Raw genomic sequence first — 22,382 nt, forward strand, 5'->3', positions numbered from 1 at the left:
ATGGATCCTACAAACGAACCCCACAGCTGCCAGGGCTTTTTGGCCCCGCCGGCCCGTTCAGCCGAGCTCGGCCGCCACCAGCTCCGCGATCTGCGCGGTGTTCAGCGCGGCGCCCTTGCGCAGGTTGTCGCCGCACACGAAGAGTTCGAGGGCCGTCGGGTCGTCCAGGGCCCGCCGCACCCGGCCGACCCAGGTCGGGTCGGTGCCGACCACGTCGGCGGGGGTGGGGAACTCACCGGCGGCCGGGTTGTCGAAGAGGACGACGCCGGGCGCGGTGGCCAGGATCTCCCGCGCCTTGTCGACGGTGACCTCGCCCTCGAAGCGGGCGTGGACGGTCAGGGAGTGCGTGGTGACCACGGGGACCCGTACACACGTCACCGCCACCGGCAGCTGCGGCAGTCCGAGGATCTTGCGGGACTCGTCCCGCACCTTCATCTCCTCCGACGACCAGCCGTCCTCGCGCAGCGAACCGGCCCACGGTACGACGTTCAGCGCGACCGGCTCCGGGAACGGCCCGGTGTCGTCGCCGACGGCCCGCCGCACGTCGCCGGGGTGGGTCCCCAGCTCGGTCCCGGCCACCAGCGACAGCTGCCGGCGCAGCGTGTCCACGCCGTCCCGCCCGGCCCCGCTCACCGCCTGGTACGAGGAGACGACCAGCTCGCGCAGCCCGAACTCGGCGTGCAGCGCGCCCAGCGCCACGATCATGGACAGCGTTGTGCAGTTGGGGTTGGCGACGATGCCGCGCGGCCGCATCCGCAGGGCGTGCGGATTGACCTCGGGCACGACGAGGGGCACGTCCGGGTCCATCCGGAACGCGCCCGAGTTGTCGACCACCACCACGCCCTTGGCGGCGGCGACCGGCGCCCACTGGGCGGCGACCTCGTCGGGTACGTCGAACATGGCGACGTCGACCCCGTCGAAGGCCTCCTCGGTGAGGGCCAGGACCTCGACCTCCTCACCGCGCACGGCCAGTTTGCGGCCGGCCGAGCGGGGCGAGGCGATCAGACGGATCTCGCCCCAGATGTCCGCATGCTGGGACAGGATCTGGAGCATCACCGAACCGACGGCGCCGGTCGCTCCGACGACGGCCAGGGTCGGCCGTCCGGTGCGCCCGGCGCCTTGGATGTCGGACATCAGCGCCCGGTGCCTCCGTAGACCACGGCCTCGTCGCTGTCGGAGTCCAGCCCGAAGGCGGTGTGCACGGCGCGCACGGCCTCGTTCACGTCGTCCTTGCGGGTGACGACCGAGATGCGGATCTCGGAGGTCGAGATGAGCTCGATGTTCACGCCGGCGTCGGACAGGGCGGTGAAGAAGTCGGCGGTGACGCCCGGGTTGCTCTTCATCCCGGCGCCGACCAGCGAGATCTTGCCGATCTGGTCGTCGTAGCGCAGCGAGTCGAAGCCGATGCCGGCCCGGCTCTTCTCCAGCGCGTCGATGGCCTTGCGGCCCTCGGACTTCGGCAGGGTGAAGGAGATGTCCGTCAGACCCGTGGAGGCGGCGGACACGTTCTGCACGACCATGTCGATGTTGACCTGGGCGTCGGCGATCGCCCGGAAGATCGCGGCCGCCTCGCCCGGCTTGTCCGGCACGCCGACGACCGTGACCTTGGCCTCCGACGTGTCGTGCGCGACTCCGGAGATGAGGGCCTGCTCCACCTGCTTTTCCCCTTGCTTGATCGGCTCGCTGCTGACCCACGTGCCCTGCAGCCCGCTGAAGCTGGACCGCACGTGGATCGGGATGTTGTACCGGCGGGCGTACTCCACGCAGCGGTGGAGGAGCACCTTGGAACCGGAGGCGGCGAGCTCCAGCATGTCCTCGAAGGAGATCCAGTCGATCTTCTTCGCCTTCTTCACCACGCGCGGGTCGGCGGTGAACACGCCGTCGACGTCGGTGTAGATCTCACAGACGTCCGCGTCGAGCGCGGCGGCGAGAGCGACGGCCGTGGTGTCGGAACCGCCGCGGCCCAGCGTGGTGATGTCCTTGCTGTCCTGGCTGACACCCTGGAAGCCGGCCACGATGGCGACGTTGCCCTCGTCCACCGAGGTGCGGATGCGACCCGGCGTCACGTCGATGATCCGGGCCTTGTTGTGGACCGAGTCGGTGATGACTCCGGCCTGGCTGCCGGTGAACGACTGGGCCTCGTGACCCAGGTTTTTGATCGCCATGGCCAGCAGCGCCATGGAGATGCGCTCTCCGGCGGTCAGCAGCATGTCGAGTTCCCGCCCGGCAGGGATCGGGGACACCTGCTCGGCGAGATCGATCAGCTCGTCCGTCGTGTCGCCCATCGCGGAAACGACGGCGACCACCTGGTTGCCGTTCTTCTTCGCTTCCACGATCCGCTTGGCGACGCGCTTGATGCCCTCGGCATCGGCTACGGAGGAGCCTCCGTACTTCTGCACGACAAGGCCCACGTGCGCTCCTCGCTCAATCCGTCTCTTTCCGCACGTACGTACATGTACTGCGGTCGGTTCATTCTATCGAGCGTCCGAAATTCCCCCCTGCGGTATCGCATGGTGAGACCTCCGGTCCGTCCAGGCAGGCTCATGCCCAGGTGGAGGCGGGTCACTCGGAAAAGTGCGGTGAGTCACACGTTCACAAGCGGGGGCTACGTGACCGGGCGCAGGCCCAGCGGGCCCGCGATCTCCTGCACCATGACCCGGCCGGCCTCCCGCTCCAGGGCGTCGTCACCGAGGTCCTGGTCGGTGTCGAGGCCGTCCAGTTCCTCGAGCGGCTGGTTCAGCCGGACGTGGGCGACGACCGACTGGAGGGCGCGCAGGGTCGCCGACGCCGTGGAACCCCAGTTGGAGAAGTAGGAGAACTGCCACCACCACAGCGCCTCCGTGGTGCGGCCCGCCTTGTAGTGGGCCATGCCGTGGCGGAGGTCGGTGATGACGTCGGTGAGGTCGTCCGAGATACGGGCCGGGACCGGGGCCTTGCGCGGCTCGTAGGGGTCGAAGACCTCGGAGTAGACGTCGATCGGCTCCAGGAGGCGGGCCAGGTTCTCGCGGAGGTCGTCCACGTCCAGCTCCGGGCCCGGGTCGGGCTCGTAGCGCTCGTCCGGGACGATGTCCTCGTGGGCGCCCAGGCGTCCGCCGGCCAGCATGAGCTGGGAGACCTCGAGGAGAAGGAAGGGGACGGCCGAGTCCGGTTCGTCGCCCTTGGCCACCTCCGTGACCGCGACCAGGAAGCTCTCGATCTGGTCGGCGATCTGGACCGCGAAGTCGTCGGGGTTCTGGTTGGTCGCGTGCAGCGTGGCGTCAGACATCTAGGAGTCGTCTCCCCTCGAAGGCGCGGCCGAGGGTCACCTCGTCCGCGTATTCCAGGTCGCCGCCCACCGGGAGGCCGCTGGCCAGGCGGGTGACCTTGAGGCCCATGGGCTTGATCATGCGGGCGAGATACGTGGCCGTGGCCTCGCCCTCCAGATTCGGGTCCGTGGCCAGGATGAGCTCCGTGACCGTGCCGTCCGCGAGGCGGGCGAGCAGTTCACGGATGCGCAGGTCGTCGGGGCCCACCCCGTCGATGGGGCTGATCGCGCCGCCGAGCACGTGGTACCGGCCGCGGAACTCGCGGGTGCGCTCGATGGCGACGACGTCCTTCGGTTCCTCCACCACGCAGATGACGGCAGGATCACGGCGCGGGTCGCGGCAGATGCCGCACTGCTCCTCCTGCGCGACGTTGCCGCAGGTCGCGCAGAAGCGGACCTTGGCCTTCACTTCCATGAGGGCCTGGGCGAGGCGCCGTACGTCGGTCGGTTCCGCCTGGAGGATGTGGAAGGCGATCCGCTGCGCGCTCTTGGGACCGACGCCGGGCAGCCGCCCCAGTTCGTCGATGAGGTCCTGGACCACGCCTTCGTACAACGGACTGCCGTCCTTCCTGAGGTTCCTTCACTACGTACGGTAGAGGGCCCCGGCCCGTCTTAGAAAGGCAGACCGGGGATGCCGCTGCCGCCCAGACCCTGGGCGAGGGGGCCCAGCTTCTGCTCCTGGAGGCTCTTCGCGTTCTCGTTGGCCGCCTGCACGGCGGCCACGATCAGGTCGGCGAGGGTCTCGGTGTCCTCCGGGTCCACCGCCTTCGGGTCGATCCTGAGGCCGCGCAGCTCGCCGGAACCCGTGACGGTGGCCCTCACCAGGCCGCCGCCCGCCTGTCCGTCGACCTCCGTCTGCGCCAGTTCCTCCTGCGCCCTCGCGAGGTCCTGCTGCATCTTCTGCGCCTGCTGGAGCAGCTGCTGCATGTTGGGCTGGCCACCACCGGGGATCACGTTCAGCTCCTGTCACCGCTGTCGCCGCGCTGTCGCGGCGGGTTTTTCCCGTTCGGCACGAGCCTACGTGGTCCGGGCGGCCCTCGCCCCAGCACTCTTTCGAGTGAGTCGAGCGGGCGCCCTATACCTGATCAAGGACCTCTTCCGGGCGGACAAGAGGGCAAAGCCGGGTCTTCGCCACCCATTGGGCGGTAGGAAGGGTCCGGCGCGTCAGCCTCGCGTGTCACACGAGCGCCGCGAGGTCTTCACGGACGGTGAGCAGTAGGGAGTGCCGGGTGGGTCAGCCGGAGATGCAGCCCGAGGGGCCGCCGCAGGACGGACCGCACGGCGAGGGGGCGGCCGGGCCGTGTCCGGGCGACCTGACCGGACGGGCGCTCCCGCTCGGCGACTGGGCGCTGCCCGCCGAGCGGCTGGACGAGCTGTACCGGTGGGTGGAGCGGGGCGCGCTGGAGACGGCGGCCTGGTATCTCGCGGACCGGGTGTGGAAGCGGCGGGGAGCACGGCTGCTGCGGGGCGGGGCCGCGGTGGGGGCGCTCGCCGGGGCGGTGCTGCCGTTGCTGGACATGACGGGGGTCGCGGGCGGGGTCGGGCCCTGGGGGTATCTCGCGCTGCTGCTCGGGGTGGCGTGCGTGGCCGGGGACCGGTACTTCGGGATGACCGCCGGGTGGATGCGGGACGTGGCGACGGCGCAGGCGGTGCAGCGGCGGTTGCAGGCGCTGCAGTTCGACTGGGCGTCGGAGAGCGTCCGGGAGGTGCTGGGGCCTGCGGACGGGACGGCGAGCGAGGCGGCCGAGCGGTGTCTGGGGGTGCTGCGGAGGTTCTCCGAGGACGTGACGGAGCTGGTGCGGGCGGAGACGGCGGACTGGATGGTGGACTTCCGGTCCGGGTCGGCGCCGTTGGGGCTTCAGTCGGTGGGGGGCGGCGGGGGGCGGTCGGACGTGGGGGCGGGGGTGCCGGGGAGGTTCTCCGTGGCGTCGAACGGGGCTCGGCCGAACATGCCTCGGCAGCGGCCGCCGGAGCCGAGGTGAGCCGGCGGGGGTGAGGGTGGTCGCGTGGTCCGGCGTTCGGCTGTGCCCGCGTGCTGGTGCGGGCCGGGTGGTGGGTCGGTGACCCCATGCCGACGGGGTGCCCGGCGCTGAGGCTGAGCAGGTGGGTCGCGTGGGCCCGCGCCGGCGGGGTGCCGCTGCGCCCACCCGTGCCGCCCCAGCGGCACGACTGCCCGCAGCTGCGGTGGCATGGGCAGCGGCCCACCGCTACGGCGGCGAGGGCGGGGCCCGCAGCTACGGCGGCGACGGCCCACCACTACGGCGGCACGACTGCCCGCAGCTGCGGCGGCACGGGCAGCGGCCCACCGCTACGGCGGCGAGGGCGGGGCCCGCAGCTACGGGGGCACGACTGCCCGTAGCTGCGGTGGGTTGCCGGGCGCGGCCTGCGGGGGTGTGGGGCGGCTGCCCGCAGCCGTGACGGCGAGGGCGAGGTGCCCGCGGCTGCGGCGGTGGGGCGGTCCCAGCTGGGGAGCGTTGCTGCGGCGGCTTACTGGCGGGTGTAGTTCAGGGTTTCTCCTGTTGTCGTGTTCGTGCGGGTGAGGGTGCCGTCGGGCAGGAGCGTGACCTCGGTGGGTTCCCCCGGGGTGCAGGAGGAGGCCGGGCCCGTCGTCACCGTGGAGGGGCCCAGGCGCAGGGGGCCGTCCGTGCCCGGGTCGGTGGTCAGGTCGGCCTCGAAGACGCAGTGGTAGGTGCTGTTGCCGGCGGGGCCGTCGGCGACGAGGGACATGACCGTGTCGCCGACCTCCCCCTGCTGGATGGTCAGCCGGCGACTGTGCACACCGGAGGCGTTGTCGATGGTCGTGGCCCACGTGCCCAGGTACGCGGCGGGGATCGTGCCGTCCGGGGAGGACGGGGACTCCGGCGCGCTCGACGTGCCGTTCGTCGGGGCCGGCCCGGACGTGTCGGTGCCCGGGGTCTCGGGGGCGGCCGACGAGGTCGCCGGGTCGCCGCCGGCCCCGTCGTCCTCCTTGCCGCCGCTCATCAGCGCGTAGACCGAGCCGCCCGCGCCGAGCGCGACGACCAGGGCGACGGCGACCAGCAGCGCGGTGGAGCGGCCTCTTCGGGACGGTTCCCGGACCGGCCCGTAGGGCGGGGGCGGCCCGTACGGCGGGGTGCCGCCGGGCGGCGGCCCGTAGGGCGGGGTCGAGCCGAGACCGCCGTACGGGTGGTACTGCGGTGGCGGCGCCCCCTGCGCTCCGGGCGGCTGGACCCAGGCCGGTGCCGGGGCGTAGCCGTGCGCAGGCGGGTGAGAGGGGTGCTGTTGCGGGTGGCCGTGTGCGGGCGCGGGGCTGGTGGGCGGGGGCGCAGGGGCGCCCGGGCCGCCCGGGCCGCCCGCGACCAGCGTGGGGAGGTGGTTCGTCGGCGCACCGCTGCCCGGCTGCCGCGGGGGCGGGGGCCCCGGATTCCCGGCCACGCCCGGATCAGGGTCGCCGGGGTTCCGGTCCGGAGCCGCGTCGCCGGGGTCCGGCGAGGGCGTCCGCCCCGGGCGGCCGGAGTCCGGCCCGGCGGCGGCGGATCCCGCCGCTGCGGAGCCCACGGCGGCAGGACCCCCGGCAGCAGGCAGCCCCGACGCCGGAGGGAACGGTGGCGGCGTCCCCGGCGCCGGTGGGACCGGGGCCGGCGGAACCGATGCCCCCGCGTCCTCCGGGTTCTCCGTGTCCAGCAGCCGTACCGCGTGGCGGCCGAGCTGGGCCACCAGGGCGCTGGGCAGCCAGGGTTCCCTGGAGCGGCCCTCCGTGACGGTGTCCTGCGCGCCCGTGCGCTCCAGCACCTCGGCGAGGGAGGGACGCGCCGCCGGGTCCTTCTTCAGGCAGTCGCGGACCAGGTCGGCGATGCCCTCGGGCACGCCCTCCAGGTCGGGTTCCTCCTGCGCGATGCGGAACATCAGCGCGTGCACGCCGCTGTTGGCGGTGCCGAAGGGCAGGTCGCCGGTGGCGGCGTAGGCGAGGACCGAGCCGAGGCAGAAGACGTCGCAGGCGGGCGTGATCCGGTCGCCGCGCACCTGCTCGGGCGCCATGAAGCCGGGCGAGCCCACGAGCGCGCCGGTGCGGGTGAGTCCGCCGTCGGTCACCGTCTCCAGGGCCCGCGCGATGCCGAAGTCGATCACGCGGGGGCCGTCGATGGTGACGAGCACGTTGGACGGCTTGAGGTCGCGGTGCACGATCCCGGCGGCGTGGATGTCCTGCAGGGCGTGCGCGAGCCCGGCCGCCAGGGTCTGTACCGAGCGTTCCGGGAGGGCACCGTGGTCGTGCCCGACGACCTGCTGGAGGCTGGGCCCGGCGACGTACCCGGTGGCGACCCACGGCACGGCGGCCTCGGTGTCGGCGTCCAGCACGGGCGCCGTCCAGTACCCGCCGACCCGGCGCGCGGACTCGACCTCCTGGCGGAACCGCTGGCGGAACTCCTCCTGCGCGGCCAGTTCCTCGCGCACCAGCTTGACGGCGACGGTGCGTCCCCGGTCCGACCGGGCGAGGTAGACCTGCCCCATGCCGCCTGCGCCGAGCCGCCCCAGCAGCCGGTAGGACCCGATGTGCTGCGGGTCCCCGCCCCCGAGCTTGTGCATGTTGCGCCGCCTTCCCCCCGCACGTGAGCAACATCCCGAGGATAGTGCGGGGTGGGCCCGGGGAGAGGCGGCCTTGTCTACGTTTCCGTAACAGCAGGGCCCTCGAGCACTTCCAGTGCCTTCGACAGGCGTTCGAGGACCTCGACCGCCGTCGCCAGTTCCGCCTCTCCCCCGTACGCCTCGGCCAGCCGGTCCGCGAGGGCCGCGTGGCCGGGATCTATCCGGGAGACGGCCGCGCGGCCCGCGTCGGTGGGCGCGAGGAGTTTGGCGCGGCGGTGGGCCGGGTTGGGCCGGTACTCGGCGAGGCCGCCGTCCACCAGCAGGTCGGCGATGCGCTGCACGCTCTGCCGCGTGATGCCCATGACGCGCGCGACACCGGAGACGGGCAGCGGCTCGCGCAGCACCGCGCCGAGCACCTGCCACCGGGCGGCGGTGAGTCCGGCGGGGCCGGCCAGCTCCTCGGCGACGGCGAGGAACTGGCCGTTGAGCCGGAAGACGCCGAGGGCGCTGCGGCTGAGCAGGTCCTGCCGCCGGCGGCTCACGCGGCGCCCGCCTTCTCCAGTACGGCGTACGCGGTCGGGTCGGAGTCGTGGAACAGCCGGTACCAGGCGTCGAGCACCTCGCCCTCGTACACGCCGAGCAGGCCGAGGACCTCGCGGGCGAAGGCGACCGGCTCGGTGGGACCGGCGGTGATCAGGCCGCCGTCGGTGACCGCGTCGGCCTCGACGTACCGCGCGCCGCCCGCGTAGCCGGTGGCCGCCAGATAGAAGGAGACGGCGCTGGTGTGGGCGCGGTCGTCGAGCAGGCCCTCGCGGGCGAGTCCGGCGGTGGCGCCGCAGATGGCGGCGACGGGCACGCCGGCGTCCAGGAAGGCGCGGGCGGCGCGGGCGAAGGGGGCGAGATCATCCGCTGTGTCCCACAGGTCGGCGCCCGGGAGGATCAGCAGGGAGCTGTCCTCGGGGCGCAGGCCGGCCAGCGCCAGGTCGGGCTGGACGCGCAGGCCGCCGATGCTCGTGACGGGGGAGGTGGTGGGGCCGACGGTGCGCACCTCGTACCCGCCGCGGGCCAGGTACGCCGTGGTGTGGCCGGTCTCCCAGTCGGCGAGGGTGTCGTACACGGCGAGGTGGACGGGCTTGCGGGTGCCGTTCGTGGTGCCGTTCATGACTCCTCCTCGGAGCAGGCTCTTATGACAGAAGGCTGTCATTTCGACAGCATGCTGTCAATAGAGGCCGGTCCCCGCGGTGTCGACAACCTGTCGTGGAAAGCCCCCGACCCCATACAGGACGCCGATTCCGTTTCCGCATCGCGGACATCTACCCTCGGCCGCATGACCCCTCAGCCCCATCCCCAGGCCGGCGCCGCCGTGAAGGCCGCGGACCGTGCGCACGTCTTCCACTCCTGGTCCGCGCAGGAGCTCATCGACCCGCTCGCCGTCGCGGGCGCCGAAGGGTCGTACTTCTGGGACTACGACGGCAAGCGCTACCTCGACCTCGCCAGCGGACTCGTCTACACCAACATCGGTTACCAGCACCCCAAGGTCGTCGCCGCGATCCAGGAGCAGGCCGCGCGGATGACGACGTTCGCGCCCGCGTTCGCCGTCGAGGCGCGCTCGGAGGCGGCGCGGCTGATCGCCGAGCGGACGCCCGGCGACCTGGACAAGATCTTCTTCACCAACGGCGGTGCCGACGCCGTCGAGCACGCCGTGCGCATGGCGCGGCTGCACACCGGGCGGCCGAAGGTGCTGTCGGCGTACCGCTCGTACCACGGCGGCACCCAGCAGGCGATCAACCTCACCGGCGACCCGCGCCGCTGGGCCTCGGACAGCGGCACGGCCGGTGTCGTGCACTTCTGGGCGCCCTTCCTGTACCGCTCGCGCTTCTACGCCGAGACCGAGGAGCAGGAGTGCGCGCGGGCCCTGGAGCACCTGGAGTCGACGATCGTCTTCGAGGGGCCGGGGACCGTCGCCGCGGTCATCCTGGAGACGATCCCGGGCACGGCGGGGATCATGATGCCGCCGGCCGGTTACCTGGCCGGGGTCCGCGAGATCTGCGACAAGTACGGGATCGTCTTCGTCCTGGACGAGGTCATGGCCGGCTTCGGGCGCACCGGCTCGTGGTTCGCCGCGGACCTGTACGACGTCGTGCCGGACCTGCTGACCTTCGCCAAGGGCGTGAACTCGGGCTATGTCCCGCTGGGCGGTGTCGCGATCTCCGCGAAGATCGCCGAGACGTTCGCCGAGCGGCCCTACCCGGGCGGGCTGACGTACTCCGGGCACCCGCTGGCCTGCGCCGCCGCCGTCGCCACGATCGGCGTGATGGCCGAGGAGGGCATCGTCGAGCACGCGGCCCGGCTCGGAGCCGAGGTCGTCGGGCCCGCGCTGCGGGAGCTGGCCGAGCGCCACCCGAGCGTCGGCGACGTGCGCGGCACCGGCATGTTCTGGGCGCTGGAGCTGGTGATGAACCGGGAGACCCGGGAGCCGCTGGTGCCGTACAACGCGACCGGGCAGGACAACACCCCGATGGCCGCGTTCGCCGCCTCCGCCAAGGCCCACGGCGTGTGGCCGTTCGTGAACATGAACCGGACCCACGTGGTGCCGCCGTGCAACGTCAGCGAGGCGGAGCTCAAGGAGGGCCTGGCGGCGCTGGACACGGCACTGTCCGTGGCGGACGAGTACACGGAGTAGACCCCCGTCGGCCGACCGGCCCCGGGGGCGCCCCGGGCGCGTAAGGTGACGTGCTCGTACACGCCGACCAGGTGTACGAGCACGCCGCCCGCACCCGACGAGGAGAACGCCCGACCATGCCCGGCCCCAGCGGCGCCGTGACGCGCAGCACCCTGCGGCGCCAGATCGCCGACGCGCTCCGCGACGAGGTGCTGGCCGGACGGCTCCGGCCCGGGCAGGAGTTCACCGTCAAGGAGATCGCCGAGCAGTACGGGGTGTCCGCGACGCCCGTGCGCGAGGCCCTGGTCGACCTGTCCGCGCAGGGGCTCCTGGACACCGACCACCACCGCGGCTTCCGCGTGCACGAGTACTCCGTCGCCGATTTCCGCGGCATGGTCGAGGCCCGCAGCCTCGTCACCGACGGGATGTTCGTCGCCCTCGCCGACGACCACCGGGGCCAACGGTTCCCCGACGGCCAGCGGCTCGTCGCCGCCCTCTCGGGGGTGCGCCGGCGCGGCGAGGAGGCCCAGCGCGCCGCCGTGGCCGGTGACCTCACCGTCCTCATCGGCTACGACCTGCGGTACTGGCGGGAACTGGCCGTCCTGTTCGGCAACCCCTACCTCTCCGACTTCCTGCACCGGCTGCGCGTGCAGAGCTGGGTGTGCACGGTGCAGCACCTGCGCCGGCTCAGCGACCTGCGCGGCGCCCTGTGGTCCGGGCACACCGAACTGGTCGACGCCCTCGCCCGGCGCGACGCCCCGGCCGCCCGGGCGCTCGTCGACGCGTACAACGCCCACTCCCTCGCCCTCATCGAGCGGCTCACCGGGGGATGAGCGGCGGACGGACGGCGCACGAGCACAGGCCGATGACCAACGCCCGACGTGTCGTGGCCCGGCCCCAGATGGGTATGGGACCTGCACGCACCACGCACCGACTACGCTTTCTTGACCACCGTGCTGTGTGAGGAGCCCTCTTTTGGCCTGTGACCTGTGGCTGGTCCCGCTCGTCGACATCCTGTGCCACACGCCGGACAACCCGTTCGCCGAGGAACTCGCGCAATACGACAAGGTGCTCGCCGAGGCCGGACTGCCGCCGGTGCCGGTGTACCAGTACATGCCGGGCCTGTCCGGCGAGGTGGCCCCGGTCGCCGGTTTCGACTACGACGCGCTGCACTTCCTGCGCCGGGCGTACCTGCTCCAGGTGTGCGGGCTGCCGGTGACGCCGGTGGACGAACTCGGCGGGGACTACGAGCAGTTGCTGGAGATGTTCGAGGCGACGGCCCAGCAGTCGCATCTGGTCTGGCACTACGACCACGCGGGCGCCTACGTACCGGTCGACTTCCCGCATCCGCTGTCCAGTGACGAACTCCTGGCCAACGGCGGTCCCTTGGGCTCCTCGCACACGCTGCTGCGGGAGCTGGAGGCCGTCGCCCCGGCCCTCGGTATCGACCCGGCCAATCCGCCGGCCCCGCCGCAGCCGCCGCTCGGCCCGACGGAGCTGGAGGAGCCGGCCGTGGCGGCGCCGTACGATCCCAGCCCCTTCGCCCGTGAGCGCCACGTGTGGCTGGGGCTGCACGCGGCGGCCACGCGGAGCCTGGCCCAGGGGTCGATGATCGTCTTCAGCTGACCGGCGCCCGTCCGGTCAGCCGAGCCGGGAGAGCCCCTTCTGCAGGTCCTCCGGGTTCATCACCGGACAGATCTCGACCTCGGCGTTCAGCTCCCGGAAGAACGGCTCACCGGTGGGCGGCAGTTCGGAGCTGTCCTGCATGTCGAAGACCATGATGGCCGTCCGCTTGCCGCTGAGGGGGCCGAAGTAGGCGGCCTCCGGCTTGAGGTGCTCCATCGTCCGGCTGATCAGCTCGGGCAGCTTCCCGCTGCGGAGCGCCTCGTTCGACTTCTCCGTGTCCAGCGTCGCCTTGAGCATCACGCGCATCGCACTCACCTTCTCCTGCCGACGCGCCGTGTACAGCTTCAGCCTATGCCCGGTGAAGGACGTGTGCCCCCTCGGGTGACGGGGGCGCGACGGGGGCCGGGTCAGCGGATCAGGCGGATCTCCGGCGGCCAGAGCACTCCTTCGGCCAGCAGCAGCGCCGGTCCCAGATGCACGGGGCACACCGTCAGCGGCGTCCGGCGGTACCGGGCTGCCTCGAAGCGGGCCGGGTCGCCGCAGTCCCCGGGGTCGCCCTCGGAGCCGTACGGGCCCTGGCAGGTGGCGGCACGGTCGCGGTCGGTCATGCCTCCGATCCCACACCGTGCCGTGGGCTGCCGCCCGGCCGGGAGGGCCGAACGGCAGCCAGGAGAACCCGGCGGGCCTAGAGGAACGAGTTGATCTCGATCGTCTCGTCCCGGCCCGGGCCCACGCCGATCGCGGAGATCGGCGCGCCGGACATCTCCTCCAGCGCCTTGACGTACGCCTGGGCGTTCTTCGGCAGCTCGGCGAAGGTCTTCGCCTTGCTGATGTCCTCGTTCCAGCCCGGCAGCATCTCGTAGACCGGCTTCGCGTGGTGGAAGTCGGACTGCGAGTACGGCAGCTCCTCGACGCGCTTGCCGTCGATCTCGTAGGCCACGCAGACCGGGATCTGCTCCCAGCCGGTGAGGACGTCGAGCTTGGTGAGGAAGAAGTCGGTCAGGCCGTTCACGCGGGTGGCGTAGCGGGCGATGACCGCGTCGAACCAGCCGCAGCGGCGGTCACGGCCGGTGGTGACGCCGCGCTCCCCGCCGATGCGGCGCAGGGCCTCGCCGTCCTCGTCGAACAGCTCGGTCGGGAACGGGCCGGCGCCGACGCGGGTCGTGTACGCCTTGAGGATGCCGATGACGCGGCTGATCTTCGTCGGGCCCACGCCGGCGCCGGTGCAGGCGCCGCCCGCGGTCGGGTTCGACGAGGTCACGAACGGATACGTGCCGTGGTCGATGTCGAGCAGCGTGCCCTGGCCGCCCTCGAAGAGGACCACCTTGTCCTGCTCCAGGGCCTGGTTGAGGACCAGAACCGTGTCGGCGACGTACGGACGGAGCTTCTCCGCGTACCCCAGCAGCTCCCCGACCACCTGGTCGACGGCGATCGCGCGCCGGTTGTAGAGCTTGGTGAGCATCTGGTTCTTGACGTCGAGCGCCGCCTCGACCTTCTGGGTGAGGATCGACTCGTCGTACAGGTCCTGGACGCGGATACCGACACGGTTGATCTTGTCGGCGTAGGTCGGGCCGATGCCGCGACCGGTGGTGCCGATCTTGCGCTTGCCGAGGAAGCGTTCCGTCACCTTGTCGACGGTCACGTTGTACGGCGTGATGATGTGCGCGTTACCGCTGATCAGGAGCTTGGACGTGTCGACGCCTCGCTCGTTCAGCCCGCTCAGCTCGGAGAACAGGACCGACGGGTCGACGACGACGCCGTTACCGATGACCGGCGTGCAGCCGGGAGACAGGATTCCGGAAGGGAGCAGGTGGAGGGCGTACTTCTGGTCGCCCACGACTACCGTGTGGCCGGCGTTGTTGCCGCCCTGGTAGCGCACCACATAGTCGACGGAACCACCGAGCAGGTCCGTCGCCTTTCCCTTGCCTTCGTCACCCCACTGAGCACCGAGCAGCACAAGTGCGGGCACGCGCGTACACCCCTTCCGGGCGGGGCATGTCCATGGTCGAGGGCGTACGCGGAGGGGATCCACCGCGTGCACCGCGGCCGTCGTTGGCCGCCAACCGTCGGACCGGATGCCCCGGAATAGACGAAGCCCCTGGCGCAATAGCGCAAGGGGCTCTTGCACAAAGATGCTACCCGAGGAAGCGAGGCATGGCCGAGGTGGCGACTTCCGCGAGATCATCCGCGACGCCCGATCAGCTTCTGGTGGTCGTCGATCCGGTCGCCCGGCGGACGGACGGCGAGTCCGTCCGGATCGCGAAGGACGTGCTCGGCGCGGGTGCGGCGCACACGAAGGTGTGCCTGCCGGAGGACCCCGAGGAGTTCGCGCGGGCCCTGCGGAGGCGGGGTTCACGGCGCCCCGTCGTGATCGGCGACGACCGTGCGCTGCTGCGGGCCGTCGCGCTGCTGCACCGGCAGCGGGAGCTGGCCGAATGTGCGCTGTCGGTGGTGCCGGTGGGACCGGTGCTCGGCCTCACCCGGTCGCTCGGGCTGCCGACGGGCGCGGTGGCGGCGGCGCGGGCGGTGCTGGACGGGGCGGTACGGCGGCTGGACCTGCTCGTCGACGACAGCGACGGGGTGGTGCTGGGCGAGGTGGGCATCCCGCCGGCCACGGTGCGCGAGGACGCGGACGCGGACGCCGAGGGCGGGGCGCATGCGGCGGGCCGGCCCTGGCTGCGGACCTGCCAGTCCCTGGTCCGGACGCTGGCCCCCGCGCGGCCGGCCCGGATCACCGCCGGCCCCGGCACGTCCGGTCCGGCCCGGCTGCGGGTGGAGGTCGACGGGGTGACGCTGGTGGACCTGGACCAGCCGGTCGACGCGGTGTCGGTCCTGCCGGGCGCCGGTGGGCTGGCGGAGGTGGAGGTGCGTCCGGTGTCGGTCGGCGCGGAGGCGTCGCCGCTGACGGCGACGGGGCGGACGGTGACCGTGTCGGGGGCGCACTACCGGTACCGGGCGGACGCGGTGGTGTCGGGGCCGGTACGGACGCGGACATGGGTGGCCCGCGAGGGGGCGTGGGGACTGACGCTGCCGGGGTGAGGGCCGGGCGGTGGCCCTGCGGGGACCGTGCCCGGGGCGGTCGGTCCCCGCGGTCGCGGGCGGGGCCGGCATCCTCCGATCGCGCTCAGGGACGCCGCCCTCCGGGGCGGCCCGCCCCAAGCCCCTGCGGCGGAGACGCGCGCGTTCGGCTGCGCTCGCGCGGGGGCCCCTCGCGTTGACGCCGCCCTCCGGAGTGGCTCAGGCGCCCCAAGGCCCCTCCGGCGGACCATGCCGCGGACGCACGCGCTCGGCTGCGCTCACGCGGTGGCCCCCGTCGCCTTTGACACCGTCCTCGCCCGGCAGCCGGGCCCACCGGACGCCGCTCACCGGCGCCGACAAGGTGCCCAGACGTTCCTGCGCCCTGATCCGCCGGCCAGGCGCTAGCCTCCGAAGAGCTTCTCGCGGTGCTCGCGCCAGCGGTCCATCATGGCCGCGATCTCGCCGTCGACGAACTCGAAGAAGGCCAGCGTCTCGGCCATGCGGCGGCCGGCCGGGGTCCCGGCGCCGAGGCTGCTCACGCCCTCGCGCAGGGCGCCTTCCCACCGTTTGATCACGGCCTCCCGGTTGGTCAGCGCCTCGTACCACTGGTTGCTGTGCACCCGGTACCGCTCCCGCCGGGAGCCGGGTTCCCGCTCCCGCGACACCATGTGCTGCTGGGCGAGGTACCGGACGGCCCCGGAGACGGCGGCCGGGCTGACCCGGAGCTGTTCGCCGAGTTCGGCGGAGGTCAGGGAGCCGGAGTCGGAGGCGAGCAGCGCGGCGAACACCCGGGCCGGCATGCGCTGCATCCCGGCCTCGACGAGTTGGGCGGCGAAACCCTCCACGAACCTCGACACCGCCTCGGGATCACGCCCCGGCCCTCTCGCATCCGCTTCTTCCGTCATCGTTCGATCATCTCTCACAACCTTGACGGTTTCTTAACTTCACAAATTTCTGAAAGAAGCGTACGTTCCGAACCATGACGAAGGCAATCAGCGTCTCCGGACTCCACAAGTCGTTCGGCCGGACGCACGCGCTGGACGGCCTCGACCTGGACGTCGAGGCCGGCGAGGTCCACGGCTTCCTCGGCCCGAACGGAGCCGGCAAGTCGACCACCATCCGCGTCCTGCTCGGCCTGCTGCGCGCCGACTCGGGCGCCGCCCAGGTGCTCGGCCGGGATCCGTGGGCCGACGCCGTGGAGGCGCACCGCCGGATCGCCTACGTGCCCGGCGACGTGACGCTGTGGCGCAACCTCTCCGGCGGCGAGGTCATCGACCTCTACGGACGGCTGCGCGGCGGCCTGGACACCCGGCGCCGGGCGGAACTGGTCGAGCGGTTCGAGCTGGACCCGACCAAGAAGGGCCGGACGTACTCCAAGGGCAACCGGCAGAAGGTCGCGCTGGTCGCCGCCTTCGCCTCGGACGTGGACCTGCTGATCCTCGACGAGCCGACCAGCGGTCTCGACCCGCTGATGGAGGAGGTCTTCCAGCGCTGCGTGGCCGAGGAACGGGAGCGCGGCCGGACGGTCCTGCTCTCCTCCCACATCCTCAGCGAGGTCGAGGAGCTGTGCGACCGGGTCAGCATCATCCGCAAGGGGCGGACCGTGGAGAGCGGCTCGCTCGCCGACCTGCGCCATCTGACCCGGACCAGCGTGACCGCCGAACTCGCGGGCGCCCCGAACGGGCTGGCCCGTCTGCCGGGGGTGCACGACCTCGACGTCCAGGGCCGCCGGGTGCGGCTCCAGGTCGACACCGACAAGCTGGACGCGGTGCTCAGGGCCCTGAGCGCGTCCGGAGTCCGGTCGCTGACGTCGACGCCGCCGACGCTGGAGGAGCTGTTCCTGCGGCACTACCAGGCCGGGGCCGCCGAGGAGGTGGCGACGCGATGACCGCCACGGCCACGACGACGGCCTTCGCGGCCCGCACCGGCGGCTCCCGCCACCTGGCCGGCACCGGCACGCTGCTGCGCTTCGCCCTGCGCCGCGACCGGGTGATGATCCCCGTCTGGGTCGCGGTGAACGCGCTCATGGTGCTGTCCATGCCGGGCACCCTCGAGGGCCTGTACGGCACCGCGGCCGAACGTGCCGACCTGATGCGGCAGATGGAGACCAACTCCTCCCTGCGCGCGATGGTCGGCCCCGTCTTCGGCGACTCGCTCGGCGCCCTCACGGCCTGGCGCGTCGGCGTCTACGCCGCTGCCCTCGCGGCAGTCATGAGCCTCCTGGTCGTCGTCCGCCACACCCGCGACGAGGAGGAGAGCGGCCGGCAGGAACTCGTCGCGTCCGGAATGGTCGGCCGCCGCGCCCCGCTGACCGCGGCCCTGCTGACGGCGGCGGTCGCGAACGGGGCCCTGGCGGTCCTGCTGGTCGCCGGGCTGGCCGGGCAGGGGCCGGCCGGGGCGGTGGCCTTCGGGCTCGGTGTCGCGGGCGTCGGGATGGTCTTCGCCACGATGGCGGCCATCGTCGCCCAGCTGACGGAGAGCGCGCGGCCGGCGCGGGGCCTGACGGCGGGGGTCCTCGGGGCGGCGTTCGTCCTGCGCGCGGCGGGCGACTCGGCGAGGGACGACGGCTCGTCTGTCCTGACGTGGCTGTCGCCGCTGGGCTGGCAGACCGACCTGCGGGCCTTCGCCGCCGAGCGGTGGTGGGTGCTGCTGCTGCTCGCCGGCGCGGCCGTGGCGCAGGGCGTGGTGGCCTACGGGCTGGCCGGGCGGCGGGACCTCGGCATGAGCTTCCTGCCGACCCGGCCGGGCCCGGCCCACGGCCGGCTGGGCACGGCCGGCGCGCTGGCCTGGCGATTGCAGCGGGGCAGCGTGCTCGGCTGGAGCGTCGGCTTCCTCCTCGCCGGGGTCGTCTACGGCGGGATGACGGAGGGCGCGGCCGATCTGGTCGGCGACAACGATCAGGCCCGCGCGGTCATCGAGCGGATGGGCGGGCAGGCCGGGCTGACGGACGCGTTCGTGTCGGCGATGGTCGGGATGCTCGGGCTGATCGCCGCGCTGTACGTGGTGGCGTCGGTACTGCGGCTCAGCGGCGAGGAGACGTCCGGGAGGGCGGAGCCGGTGCTCGCGGGGGCCGTGGGCCGGCTGCGGTGGGCCGCCGGGCACCTGGTGATCGCCTTCGGCGGCGCGGTCGTGATCATGCTGCTCGCGGGGCTGGGTTTCGCCGTGGGGTACGGCAAGGACGCCGGGGCGATCCTGGGGGCGTGTCTCGTGCAGGTGCCCGCGGTGTGGGTGATCGGCGGGGCGGCGGTGCTGCTGCACGGGGTGCTGCCGCGGGGGGCGGTCGCGGCGTGGGGGGTCGCCGGGGCGGTGCTGCTGCTCGGGTGGGTCGGGCCCGCGCTGGACGTGCCCCAGACAGTGCTGGATGTGTCGCCGTTCGGGCATCTGCCGAAGGTGCCGGGTGGGGCGATGAGCTGGCCGCCGGTGCTGGTGCTGGTGCTGATCGCGGGCGTGCTGGTGGCGGTGGGGCTCGCGGGTCTGCGGCGCCGGGACGTCGTGGGGTGACCGTCCGCCGGGGCTGGGCGGGGGGTGGGTGCGCGGGCCGGCGCTCGCCGGGTGCCGGGTGCCGCCGCGCCCACCCGTGCCCCTGTCGTGGCGTGACCGCCCGTCGGAGCTGGGCGGGGGGCTGCGGGCCGGCGCTCGCCGGGTGCCGCCGCGCCCACCCGTGCCGCCCTGCGGCACGATTGCCCGCGGCTGGGGTGGCCCGGGCGGCCGGGCGGCGGGCGGCCGGGCGGCCAGGGCGCCGGGGCGGCTGAGTGGCCGGAGTGGCCGCGGCGCCAGAGCCCCGGGGCGGCGGGGGCGACCGGGGCGGCTGGGCAACCGGGGCGCTGAGGCGGCTGGGCGCCGGGGCGCTGGGGTGGGTTATGCGGTTACGTGCAGGGATTCCAAGCCGCGCATGACGAAGTTCGGCTTGCGCTTCGGTTCCTCGGGCAGGGTGAGCGCCGGGGCCTGCTTCAGCAGGGCGTTCATCGAGGCCGCCAGTTCGATGCGGGCCAAGGGGGCGCCGATGCAGTAGTGGATGCCCGCGCTGAAGGAGATGTGGGGGTTGTCGCGGCGGGTCAGGTCCAGGCGGTCCGGGGCGGTGAAGACGGCCGGGTCGTGGTTGGCGGAGCCGAACAGCATCGCGACCTCCGCGCCGCGCGGGATCGTCGTCCCGTCGATCTCGATGTCGTCCAGCACCCAGCGTTCGAAGAGCTGGAGCGGGGTGTCGTAGCGCATCAGCTCCTCCACGGCGGAGGGGATCAGCGAGTGGTCCGCGCGCAGGGCGGCCAGCTGGTCCGGGTTGCGGAACAGGGCCAGCCAGCCGTTGGTCGTCGCGTTGACCGTGGCCTCGTGGCCCGCGTTCAGGAGCAGGACGCAGGTCGAGATCATCTCCTGCTCGGTGAGGCGGTCGTCGTCCTCGTCGTGCGCCGCGATCAGTCCCGAGACCAGGTCGTCGCCCGGCTCCTCGCGGCGGGCGGCGATCAGTCTCCGCAGGTAGTCGGAGAAGTCGAGCGACGCGCGGACCGCCTTCGCCGCCGTCTCCTCGGACGGGTTCAGCTCGTACATGCCGCAGATGTCCGCCGACCAGGGGCGCAGGGGCGCACGATCGGACTCGGGGATGCCCAGCATCTCGGCGATCACGGCGACCGGCAGGGGTTCGGCCACGTCCGTCAGCAGGTCGCCGCCGCCCGCCGCCACCAGCCGGGCCACCAGGTCGTCGGCCAGCCCGTGCACGTAGGGCCGCAGCCGCTCCACCGTGCGCGGGGTGAACGCCTTGGACACCAGTCGCCGGATACGGGTGTGGTCCGGCGGCTCCAGGTCGAGCATGCCGTGGTCGTTGAGCGTGTGGAAGGGCTCGTGTTCCGGCGGGGGCGGCGTGCGGCCGAAGTCCTCGTGGGTGAAGCGGTGCAGGTAGGTGCGGCCCAGCCGGCGGTCGCGCAGCAGCGCCGAGACGTCCGCGTGGTGCGGGACCAGCCACTGGTCGGTGGGCTCGTAGTAGTGCACGCGTCCCCGGGCCCGCAGCTCGGCGAAGGCGGGGTAGGGGTCGGCGACGAAGTCCGCGTCCCACGGGTCGAAGGCTGCCATGGCCGGACGCTAGCGCGGCCGGACCGCCACTGACCAGGGCCGCCGGTCAGCCCGGCGTCACCAGGCGGGCCTCGTAGGCGAAGACCGCCGCCTGGGTGCGGTCCCTGAGGCCCAGTTTCACCAGGATCCGGCTGACGTGGGTCTTGATCGTCGACTCGGCGACCACCAGGTTCCCGGCGATCTCCGCGTTGGACAGGCCCTGCGCGATCAGCACCAGCACCTCCGTCTCCCGCTCGGTCAGATCGCCGTACGCCGCGTGCGCCGACGGCATCGGGCGGGGGCCGTCGGACAGCTTGGAGAACTCGGTGATCAGGCGCTTGGTGACCGAGGGGGCGAGGAGTGCCTCACCGGCGGCCACCACCCTCACGCCGTCGGCGAGTTGGCGGGCGGAGGCGTCCTTGAGGAGGAAGCCGGAGGCGCCCGCGCGCAGCGCCTGGTACACGTACTCGTCCAGGTCGAAGGTGGTCAGCACGAGCACCTTCGCCGCGCCGTCCGCGGCGATGATCTGCCGGGTCGCCTCGATGCCGTTCAGCTCGGGCATGCGGATGTCCATCAGGACGACGTCCGGGGCGAGTTCGCGGACCTTCTCGACCGCGTCCCGGCCGTTGACCGCCTCGCCGGCGACCTCGATGTCCGGCATCGCGTTCAGCAGGACCGAGAAGCCCTCGCGCACCATCATCTGGTCGTCGGCGATCAGGACCCGGATCGTGCGGCCGGTCATGCGTCCCCTTCGCTCACGGTGGTGACCGGCAGGAACACCGCCACCTCGTACCCGCCGTCGTCGGCCTGGCCGGCCGTCATCTCGCCGTTCAGCATCGACACCCGCTCCCGCATGCCGGTGATGCCGTGCCCGGCGCCGGGCGAGGGCTTGACCAGGGACGGTTCGGGCATCGGGCCGTTGACGATCCTGAGGCCCAGGCCGCCCAGGACGTAGGAGACCTCGACGCGTGCGGCGGCGCCGGGCGCGTGCCGCAGGGTGTTGCTGAGCGCCTCCTGCACGATCCGGTACGCCGACAGCTCCACGCCGGGCGGCAGTTCGCGCACCGCGCCGGTCACCGCCTTGTCCACGGTGAGGCCCGCGTCGCGCACGTTGGCGAGCAGCGCGTCCAGGTCGGCGAGCGTGGGCTGCGGGGCGTCCGGCGCCTCGTAGTCCTCGGCGCGGACGACACCGAGGACCCGGCGCAGCTCGGTGAGCGCCGCCACGGCGTTCTCCCGGATGGTGGCGAAGGCCCGCTCCAGCTCCGGGGGCGGGTTCTCCACCCGGTAGGGCGCGGCCTCGGCCTGGATGGCGACCACCGACATGTGGTGGGCGACCACGTCGTGCAGCTCGCGGGCGATGGTGGTGCGCTCCTCCAGCAGGGTGCGCCGGGACCGCTCGTGCGCGGTGACCGTGCGCTGCGCGGTCACCTCCTGCCGGGCCTCGCGGCGGACGTGCCGGACGGCGACCATCAGCAGGGCCAGGGCGGACAGGACCAGCATGGGCGCGGAGGTGTTGAACTCGCCGTCACCGATCAGGGTCTCCACGAGGAAGGCGTAGGCGGCGGTGAGAGCCCACATCCACGCGGCCGTGCGGGGCCGGGTGCGTATCGCCACGATCACCAGCACCGTCAGATGGCAGAGGAAGGCGCCGGGCTGCCACGGCCATTCGCCCAGGCTGCCGCTCAGGATCGCGACCACCGGTGTCGCCGCCATCGACATCCAGAAGGCGCCGACCGGCCGGACCAGCGTGGCCAGCACCGGCGCCGCACACACCAGCCCGCTCACCAGGGCCACCGGCCCGCCCATGGTGCCCGCGGCGACGGAACCGCCGAACAACGCGATCACGGCGAGGGTCACCACCACCGCGTGCGGCAGGCGGGCGGCGTAGGACCGCGGCTTTCCGGAGAGCCGGCGGGTCAGCGGGCCGTCCGTCGCCATGAGCGGCAGCGGACGGCAGGCGAACGCGTCGTGGAACAGGTCCTGGCGCAGTCCGCCCAGGGCGTCCATGGCCAGCCGGTACTCCGGGCTGCGCGTGCCGCCGCTCCCGGAGGGGGCGGTCCGCGTCTGAGTCGTCTCGGTCACCCTGGCAACGGTAGGCGCAGCCGGGGGCGCGGTCGTCAGCAGTGAGAAGGGTCCTGCGGCGTCCGTCTCAAGTACTACGGGACC

General features: G+C 73.0%; 22 protein-coding genes. 7 read left to right on the forward strand and 15 right to left on the reverse strand.

What is annotated here, in order from left to right; translation table 11 throughout:
• Positions 1-57 precede the first annotated feature (57 nt).
• The 5 genes from IEZ05_RS11705 to IEZ05_RS11725 form a co-directional block, all read right to left on the reverse strand.
• A complete protein-coding gene (locus IEZ05_RS11705; RefSeq protein WP_189229991.1) occupies positions 58-1,134 on the reverse strand; it encodes an aspartate-semialdehyde dehydrogenase in 1,077 nt (358 codons plus the stop codon).
• A complete protein-coding gene (locus tag IEZ05_RS11710) occupies positions 1,134-2,411 on the reverse strand; it encodes an aspartate kinase (RefSeq protein ID WP_189229992.1) in 1,278 nt (425 codons plus the stop codon). The genes IEZ05_RS11705 and IEZ05_RS11710 overlap by 1 nt, the downstream gene beginning before the upstream one ends.
• Before the next feature lie 194 nt (positions 2,412-2,605).
• Positions 2,606-3,265 (reverse strand): DUF5063 domain-containing protein, encoded by a 660-nt coding sequence (locus tag IEZ05_RS11715; protein WP_189229993.1) that lies wholly within the window; start codon positions 3,263-3,265, stop codon positions 2,606-2,608.
• On the reverse strand, positions 3,258-3,857 hold the full coding sequence (gene recR / locus IEZ05_RS11720) for a recombination mediator RecR (protein ID WP_189229994.1): 600 nt from the start codon (positions 3,855-3,857) through the stop codon (positions 3,258-3,260). Before recR ends, IEZ05_RS11715 begins: the two co-directional genes overlap by 8 nt.
• A gap of 59 nt (positions 3,858-3,916) precedes the next feature.
• The gene (locus IEZ05_RS11725) at positions 3,917-4,258 is read right to left on the reverse strand and encodes a YbaB/EbfC family nucleoid-associated protein (protein WP_189229995.1); all 342 of its coding nucleotides are present in this window, start codon (positions 4,256-4,258) and stop codon (positions 3,917-3,919) included.
• A gap of 275 nt (positions 4,259-4,533) precedes the next feature.
• On the opposite strand from IEZ05_RS11725, the gene IEZ05_RS11730 reads away from it, so the two are divergent.
• The gene (locus IEZ05_RS11730; RefSeq protein ID WP_189229996.1) at positions 4,534-5,286 is read left to right on the forward strand and encodes an SLATT domain-containing protein; all 753 of its coding nucleotides are present in this window, start codon (positions 4,534-4,536) and stop codon (positions 5,284-5,286) included.
• Positions 5,287-5,791: 505 nt separating this feature from the next.
• Here the strand turns inward: IEZ05_RS11730 and IEZ05_RS11735 are convergent.
• The 3 genes from IEZ05_RS11735 to IEZ05_RS11745 form a co-directional block, all read right to left on the reverse strand.
• A complete protein-coding gene (locus IEZ05_RS11735; RefSeq protein ID WP_189229997.1) occupies positions 5,792-7,867 on the reverse strand; it encodes a serine/threonine-protein kinase in 2,076 nt (691 codons plus the stop codon).
• Between the two features lie 77 nt (positions 7,868-7,944).
• Positions 7,945-8,409, reverse strand: coding sequence for a MarR family winged helix-turn-helix transcriptional regulator (locus IEZ05_RS11740; protein ID WP_189229998.1), 465 nt, complete (start codon positions 8,407-8,409; stop codon positions 7,945-7,947).
• Positions 8,406-9,029, reverse strand: coding sequence for a DJ-1/PfpI family protein (locus IEZ05_RS11745; RefSeq protein ID WP_189229999.1), 624 nt, complete (start codon positions 9,027-9,029; stop codon positions 8,406-8,408). The genes IEZ05_RS11740 and IEZ05_RS11745 overlap by 4 nt, the downstream gene beginning before the upstream one ends.
• A 165-nt stretch (positions 9,030-9,194) precedes the next feature.
• Here IEZ05_RS11745 and IEZ05_RS11750 point away from each other — a divergent pair, with 165 nt between their 5' ends.
• The 3 genes from IEZ05_RS11750 (at position 9,195) to IEZ05_RS11760 (ending at position 12,155) form a co-directional block, all read left to right on the forward strand.
• Positions 9,195-10,550: an aspartate aminotransferase family protein gene (locus tag IEZ05_RS11750; protein ID WP_189230000.1), complete on the forward strand. Its 1,356-nt coding sequence runs from the start codon at positions 9,195-9,197 to the stop codon at positions 10,548-10,550.
• 116 nt (positions 10,551-10,666) lie between these two features.
• Positions 10,667-11,362: a GntR family transcriptional regulator gene (locus tag IEZ05_RS11755; protein WP_189230338.1), complete on the forward strand. Its 696-nt coding sequence runs from the start codon at positions 10,667-10,669 to the stop codon at positions 11,360-11,362.
• A gap of 142 nt (positions 11,363-11,504) precedes the next feature.
• Positions 11,505-12,155 (forward strand): hypothetical protein, encoded by a 651-nt coding sequence (locus IEZ05_RS11760; protein ID WP_189230001.1) that lies wholly within the window; start codon positions 11,505-11,507, stop codon positions 12,153-12,155.
• Positions 12,156-12,170: 15 nt separating this feature from the next.
• Here IEZ05_RS11760 and IEZ05_RS11765 read toward each other — a convergent pair whose 3' ends face one another.
• The 3 genes from IEZ05_RS11765 to IEZ05_RS11775 form a co-directional block, all read right to left on the reverse strand.
• Positions 12,171-12,461, reverse strand: coding sequence for a hypothetical protein (locus tag IEZ05_RS11765; protein WP_189230002.1), 291 nt, complete (start codon positions 12,459-12,461; stop codon positions 12,171-12,173).
• A gap of 101 nt (positions 12,462-12,562) precedes the next feature.
• On the reverse strand, positions 12,563-12,763 hold the full coding sequence (locus IEZ05_RS11770; protein WP_189230003.1) for a hypothetical protein: 201 nt from the start codon (positions 12,761-12,763) through the stop codon (positions 12,563-12,565).
• A 77-nt stretch (positions 12,764-12,840) separates the two neighbouring features.
• The gene (locus IEZ05_RS11775; RefSeq protein ID WP_189230004.1) at positions 12,841-14,124 is read right to left on the reverse strand and encodes an adenylosuccinate synthase; all 1,284 of its coding nucleotides are present in this window, start codon (positions 14,122-14,124) and stop codon (positions 12,841-12,843) included.
• A gap of 185 nt (positions 14,125-14,309) precedes the next feature.
• On the opposite strand from IEZ05_RS11775, the gene IEZ05_RS11780 reads away from it, so the two are divergent.
• Positions 14,310-15,194, forward strand: a complete 885-nt coding sequence (locus IEZ05_RS11780; RefSeq protein ID WP_189230005.1) for a diacylglycerol kinase family protein — start codon at positions 14,310-14,312, stop codon at positions 15,192-15,194.
• 380 nt (positions 15,195-15,574) lie between these two features.
• On the opposite strand, the gene IEZ05_RS11785 is transcribed toward IEZ05_RS11780, so the two are convergent.
• Positions 15,575-16,078, reverse strand: a complete 504-nt coding sequence (locus IEZ05_RS11785; protein ID WP_189230006.1) for a GbsR/MarR family transcriptional regulator — start codon at positions 16,076-16,078, stop codon at positions 15,575-15,577.
• 74 nt (positions 16,079-16,152) lie between these two features.
• Here IEZ05_RS11785 and IEZ05_RS11790 point away from each other — a divergent pair, with 74 nt between their 5' ends.
• Positions 16,153-17,061, forward strand: a complete 909-nt coding sequence (locus tag IEZ05_RS11790; RefSeq protein ID WP_189230007.1) for an ABC transporter ATP-binding protein — start codon at positions 16,153-16,155, stop codon at positions 17,059-17,061.
• Positions 17,058-18,674, forward strand: coding sequence for an ABC transporter permease (locus IEZ05_RS11795; RefSeq protein WP_189230008.1), 1,617 nt, complete (start codon positions 17,058-17,060; stop codon positions 18,672-18,674). Before IEZ05_RS11790 ends, IEZ05_RS11795 begins: the two co-directional genes overlap by 4 nt.
• 357 nt (positions 18,675-19,031) lie before the next feature.
• On the opposite strand, the gene IEZ05_RS11800 is transcribed toward IEZ05_RS11795, so the two are convergent.
• From IEZ05_RS11800 to IEZ05_RS11810, 3 genes are read right to left on the reverse strand one after another with little or no spacing between them, the layout of a single operon-like run.
• Positions 19,032-20,237 carry a cytochrome P450 gene (locus tag IEZ05_RS11800; protein ID WP_189230009.1) on the reverse strand — a complete coding sequence of 402 codons (1,206 nt, stop codon included), beginning with the start codon at positions 20,235-20,237 and terminating at the stop codon, positions 19,032-19,034.
• 46 nt (positions 20,238-20,283) lie between these two features.
• Positions 20,284-20,958, reverse strand: a complete 675-nt coding sequence (locus IEZ05_RS11805) for a response regulator (protein ID WP_189230010.1) — start codon at positions 20,956-20,958, stop codon at positions 20,284-20,286.
• A complete protein-coding gene (locus tag IEZ05_RS11810) occupies positions 20,955-22,337 on the reverse strand; it encodes a sensor histidine kinase (RefSeq protein WP_373298766.1) in 1,383 nt (460 codons plus the stop codon). Before IEZ05_RS11810 ends, IEZ05_RS11805 begins: the two co-directional genes overlap by 4 nt.
• Between the last annotated feature and the right edge of the window lie 45 nt (positions 22,338-22,382).

Origin of the sequence: Streptomyces flaveolus (genome assembly GCF_014648815.1) — a bacterium.
In the GTDB taxonomy this organism is placed as follows: domain Bacteria; phylum Actinomycetota; class Actinomycetes; order Streptomycetales; family Streptomycetaceae; genus Streptomyces; species Streptomyces flaveolus.